4 protein-coding genes are annotated in these 5427 nt (G+C 71.0%); 2 read left to right on the top strand and 2 right to left on the bottom strand.

The window, feature by feature from the left end:
* Positions 1-617, bottom strand: a 617-nt coding sequence (locus ACTIR_RS24470) for a PfkB family carbohydrate kinase (protein WP_233345955.1), incomplete at its 3' end; no start/stop codon positions are given.
* Between the two features lie 527 nt (positions 618-1144).
* Between ACTIR_RS24470 and ACTIR_RS0119690 the strand changes: the two genes are divergently transcribed.
* Positions 1145-1894, top strand: coding sequence for a TetR/AcrR family transcriptional regulator (locus tag ACTIR_RS0119690; RefSeq protein ID WP_026455562.1), 750 nt, complete (start codon positions 1145-1147; stop codon positions 1892-1894).
* Between the two features lie 127 nt (positions 1895-2021).
* Here ACTIR_RS0119690 and leuS read toward each other — a convergent pair whose 3' ends face one another.
* Positions 2022-4871, bottom strand: coding sequence for a leucine--tRNA ligase (gene leuS, locus ACTIR_RS0119695; RefSeq protein ID WP_026455563.1), 2850 nt, complete (start codon positions 4869-4871; stop codon positions 2022-2024).
* Between the two features lie 276 nt (positions 4872-5147).
* Between leuS and ACTIR_RS24475 the strand changes: the two genes are divergently transcribed.
* Positions 5148-5427: SdpI family protein (locus ACTIR_RS24475; RefSeq protein ID WP_034241106.1), on the top strand; the 280-nt coding region annotated here is incomplete at its 3' end.

Below are 5427 nucleotides of genomic sequence, written 5' to 3' on the forward strand. Positions count from 1 at the left end.
CCGCGCGCCTCCGGCGCCTCCGGCGTCCGGTCGCCCGGGGCGGGACCGAGCAGCCACGCGGCCTCGTGCTCGTTGACCAGCAGGACGTCGACCGCGCCCAGTGCCGCACCCCCCAGCTCCGCGACCGGGGAGAGGTTGAGGACCGTCGGGACACCCGCCCTCGCGGCCGCGCGGAGAGCGTGCTCGACGGTCTCCAGGGGGATCTCCATCGACACCACCATCAGCTGCGCGCCGGGGAGCGCCTCGTCGACGTCGGCGGGGCGCAGTGCCTCGTTGGCTCCCGGGGAGACCAGGATCGAGTTCTCCCCGTCCGGCGTCACTGTGATGTACGCCACTCCCGTGGGGCGGTCGTGGACGCGGCGGACGGCCGAGAGGTCCACCCCCGAGCGCTCCAGCGACGTGCGCAGCTGCCGGCCGTGCTCGTCGGTGCCGACCGCCCCGAGCAGTGCGACGTCCGCCCCCAGACGCGCGGCGGCGACGGCCGCGTTGGCGCCCTTTCCACCGGGGTGGATCACCGTGTCGCCGCCGAGCACGGTCTCCCCGGCCCCGGGACGGCGCCGGGCCGGGACCACGAGGTCGATGTTGGCCGAACCGACGACCAGCACGCGCGCTTCCACGCCGCCAGACTGCCACGGACCGGGTGGCAGCACCGGGGTCCGCGGCGGACCGGGACCGGCGGTCCGTGCGCTCGGTGTGCACCCGTGTGCGCTTCGAGTTGTGCGGACGTGAAATCCTTTGTAGCTTCCATCACTACGCGAACAACACCCGATGATGCTCGCGTGGATGTCACTCATTAGGGTGAGATTTGGTGGAGGGCGTCACCGTGGTGACACGGAGAGCTCTTCACTGGGAGCACCGCCTGTGTGCGGCCTGTGTCCACCGGTCACCGCACCGGTCGGGCATCGAGTCGCCGGCATCGGTCACGTAGCCCCCCGAGTGATCGGTGCCGGCGGCGCCCGGCCCGTCCCGCACGCGCCGACCATCACCCGTGTGGGCGTGCTCACAGTGCGGCCTGTCCCGTTCGCGTACACTCTCCGAGTTCGCCGCGGGACCGAACGGGTGCGACGGCGACGAGAGCGGAGACGACGTCGGCGGAGTCCGGTTGTCCGGGACGTCTTCGACGTCTGTGGCGGAGCGGGATGGGATGAGCAAGCCTGCACGGCGGAACCGGGAACGCGCGGCCACCGACCGGGAGATCCGCCGGACCGCGCGGACCCTGCTCGTCGAGCACGGGCCGGAGGCCGTCACTCTCCGCGCCATCGCCCGCGAACTGGGCATCACGGCTCCGGCCCTCTACCGCTACTACGGCTCCCGCGACGATCTCGTGGAACACCTGCGGCGCGACATCGTCACCGACCTCGGCGCCGAGCTCGCCTCGGAGACCGCGTCGCTTCCCGGCGACGGGCCACGCCGGTTGTTCGCCATCTGCCGGGGGTTCCGGCAGTGGGCGCTGACCCACACCAACGAGTTCACCCTGGTCTTCGCCTCACCCACCGGGGAGATCGGGACCGGGCGGAGCAGCGTGGCCACGCTGAACCACGTCAGCGAACCGCTCGGGCACGCGTTCCTCGTCGCCGCGGGCCGGGTGCTCACGGCGCACCAGATCGCCGCCCCGGGCGACGACGTCGTCCCGCCCGAGCTGCGCGACGACCTCGCCGCCTACCGCGACTCCCTGCTGTCCGTGCTGTCCGACTCGGGGCTCGCCGTGACCGCCGACCGGTTCACCCTCGGCACCACCTACCTGATGATGCAGTTCTGGGCGCGCATCTACGGCCACGTCACCCTCGAGGTCTTCGGCAACTACCCGATCCCCGTCGCCAAACCCGACGCTCTCTTCGACGCCGTCCTCGCCGACCTCGCCCGCGAGATCGGCCTCGACGTCGGCCTCCCCTGACCCGGTGGTCACCGGGGTGGTGTCGTGAGGGGCACTTTCCCTGCGTCCGATGCAGGGAAAGTGCCCCTCACGGCCCCCGGCGCAGCGAAAGTGCCCTTCACGGCAACACCCGGGCGCGGGGTCCGGGTCACTTGACGATGTTGACCAGGCGGTTCGGGACGACGATGACCTTGCGGGGTTCGGCGTCGCCGAGGAGGGCGACGATCTTCTCCTCGGCCAGTGCGGCTTTGCGGATCGCCTCCTGGTCGGCGTCGGCGGCGACCACGACCCGGGACCGGACCTTGCCGTTGACCTGGATCGGGTACTCCACCGTCTCGTCGACCAGGTACTGCTCGTCCGGCACCGGGAACGGCCCGTGCACCAACGAGTCCGGGTGACCCAGGCGGTGCCACAGCTCCTCGGCCAGATGCGGGCACATCGGCGCCAGCATCAGCACCAGCGGCTCCGCCAGCGCCCGCGGCGTCGCCGCCGCCGAGCCGTACGTCTTGGTGACGTAGTTGTTCAGCTCGATCAGCTTGGCGCCCGCGGTGTTGAACCGCAGCTCGGCGTAGTCCTCCCGCACCCCGGCGATCGTGCGGTGCAGCTGACGCAGGTCCTGCTCGGTCGGCTCCGACCCGTCGACCCGCACCTCGCCGCTCGCCTCGTCCACGACCAGCCGCCACAGCCGCTGCAGGAACCGCTGTGCCCCGACGACGTCCTTGGTCGCCCACGGCCGGGAGTCCTCCAGCGGCCCCATCGCCATCTCGTAGAACCGGAACGTGTCGGCGCCGTAGTCCCGCGCCATGTCGTCCGGCGTGACGACGTTCTTGAGACTCTTGCCCATCTTGCCGTACTCCTGGGTGACCTCCTCGCCGTTGTAATAGAAACGGCCGTTCTCCTCGGTCACCTCGTCCGCGGGAACGTAGAACCCGCGGGAGTCGGTGTAGGCGTAGGCCTGGATGTAGCCCTGGTTGACCAGCCTGCGGTACGGCTCCTCGGAGGAGACGTGGCCCAGGTCGTAGAGCACCTTGTGCCAGAACCGCGCGTACAGCAGGTGCAGCACCGCGTGCTCCACACCGCCCATGTACAGGTCCAGCCCGCCCGGGTCGTCCACGCCGTGCTCGGCGGGCCGCGGGCCCATCCAGTACCGCTCGTTCTCCGCGTCGACGAACCGCTCGGTGTTCGTCGGGTCGATGTAGCGCAGCTGGTACCAGCACGATCCCGCCCACTGCGGCATCACGTTGGTGTCCCGGCGGTAGGTCTTCGGGCCGTCGCCCAGGTCGAGGGTGACGTTCACCCAGTCGGTCGCCTTGGACAGCGGCGGCTCCGGTTCGCTGTCGGCATCCTCCGGATCGAACGTGGTCGGCGAGTAGTCCGGCACGTCCGGCAGCTCGACGGGCAGCTGGTCCTCGGGCAGCGGGATCGGCGTCCCGGCCTCGTCGTAGACGATCGGGAACGGCTCGCCCCAGTAGCGCTGGCGGGCGAACAGCCAGTCACGCAGCTTGTACTGCACACTGCCCTCGCCGTGGCCGTGTTCCTCCAGCCACTCGATCATCGTCTTCTTGGCGTCCTCGACGTCCATCCCGTTGAGCGTGAGATCCGCGTTCGACGAGTTGATCGCCGGGCCGTCCCCGGTGTAGGCCTGCCCGTCGAAGTCCTCGGGCGGCTGCACCGTCCGCACGATGTCCAGCCCGAAGGCCGTCGCGAAGTCCCAATCGCGCTGGTCCTGGGCGGGCACCGCCATGATGGCGCCGGTGCCGTAGCCCATCAGCACGTAGTCGGCCACGAACACCGGGATGCGCGCGTCGTTGGCCGGATTGACGGCGTACGAACCGGTGAACACCCCGGTCTTGTCCTTGCTCTCCTGCCGGTCCAGCTCCGACTTGCGGGCGGCCTGCTCCCGGTAGGCGGCGATCGCCTCCGGCGGGGTCGCCGCCCCGCCGGTCCAGCGCCCGTCCACGTCCGCAGGCCACTCGGCGGGGGTCAGTTCGTCCACCAGCGGGTGTTCCGGCGCCAGCACCATGTAGGTGGCGCCGAACAGGGTGTCCGGGCGGGTGGTGAAGACCTCGAGGGAGTGCGCGCCCGCGCGGAACCGGACGTTCGCCCCCCGCGACCGGCCGATCCAGTTCCGCTGCATCGACTTGATCTTGTCCGGCCAGTCCAGCCGGTCCAGGTCGTCGACGAGCCGGTCCGCGTAGGCGGTGATCCGCATCATCCACTGCTTCAGGTTCTTGCGGAACACCGGGAAGTTGCCGCGCTCGCTGCGCCCGTCGGCGGTGACCTCCTCGTTCGCCACCACGGTGCCCAGGCCGGGAGCCCAGTTGACCGGCGCGTCCGAGAGATACACCAGCCGGTGCGCGTCGATGACCTCCCGCTGCTCGGCGCGGGAGAGTTCGCCCCAGGCACGGCCGTCCGGCGTGGCGCGCTCGCCCGCGGCGTAGGCGCGCTCCAGCTCGGCGATCGGACGGGCCCGGTCCTGGTCGGTGTCGTACCAGGAGTTGAAGATCTGCAGGAAGATCCACTGCGTCCACCGGTAGTACTCGATGTCGGTGGTGGCGATCCGCCTGCGCTCGTCGTGGCCGAACCCGAGCCGCTGGATCTGGCTCAGGTACCGCTCGATGTTCGCCTCGGTGGTGGTGCGGGGGTGCGTGCCCGTCTGTACGGCGTACTGCTCGGCGGGCAGCCCGAAGGCGTCGAAGCCCATCGTGTGCAGCACGTTGCGGCCGATCATCCGGTTGTACCGGGCGAACACGTCGGTGCCGATGAACCCGAGCGGGTGGCCGACGTGCAGGCCCGCACCCGACGGGTACGGGAACATGTCCTGCACGAACAGCTTGTCCGAGGGCAGCGGCCTGCTGTCGTCGGCGAGCGGGCCGGCAGGGTTCGCCGCGTGGTACGTCCCGTGGGCGGACCAGTGCTCCTGCCAGCGCTTCTCGATCCGCTCCGCCAGCTCCGCCGTGTAGCGGTGCGCCGGAGTCGTCTCCGTGCCGTCCGTCATCGCCGATCCTCCTGTGTCCTGCCGCAGAGACAACGCGACCCCTCAGCCCGTGGGCGTGAGGGGTCTCGCCGCGCTGTCCGGGAGTCCCGTCTCAGCGCGGCCCACCAAGGAGCGGGTCGACCGTCGTCGCTCTGGTCAGCGTCGTCATTGACACCGATGGTATCCCGTCCGACCACGGTGTTCGCCGAAGGCCCTCGTCGGCCGGGGTCCGGGACGTGGCCGACGGCACCCGAGGCGCGCACCCGCCGCCCCGGCGCCGGAACGTATCCTGACCGCGTGATCGCGCTCGCCCTGATCCCCGCGCTCCTCGGTGTCCTCGTCGGCTGGGGTGGCTACCTCGGCTGGCGGGAGAAGCTGCCCCGCTCCCGCCGTGCGGGGGTGCGCACCGACGCCACCATGCGCAGCGACGAGGCGTTCCGGGTGGCCAACCGGGTCGCCGGGTTGCCCACGATGGTCGGCGGCGTGGTCGGGGTGCTGGCCGGTGCCGCCGCACTCGCGATGCCCGGCACGCCGGGTGCCGTCATCGCGGCGGTGGTCGGTGTGCTGGGCGTGTTCG

The organism is Saccharomonospora iraqiensis subsp. iraqiensis (assembly GCF_000430445.1).
Taxonomy (GTDB): domain Bacteria; phylum Actinomycetota; class Actinomycetes; order Mycobacteriales; family Pseudonocardiaceae; genus Saccharomonospora; species Saccharomonospora iraqiensis.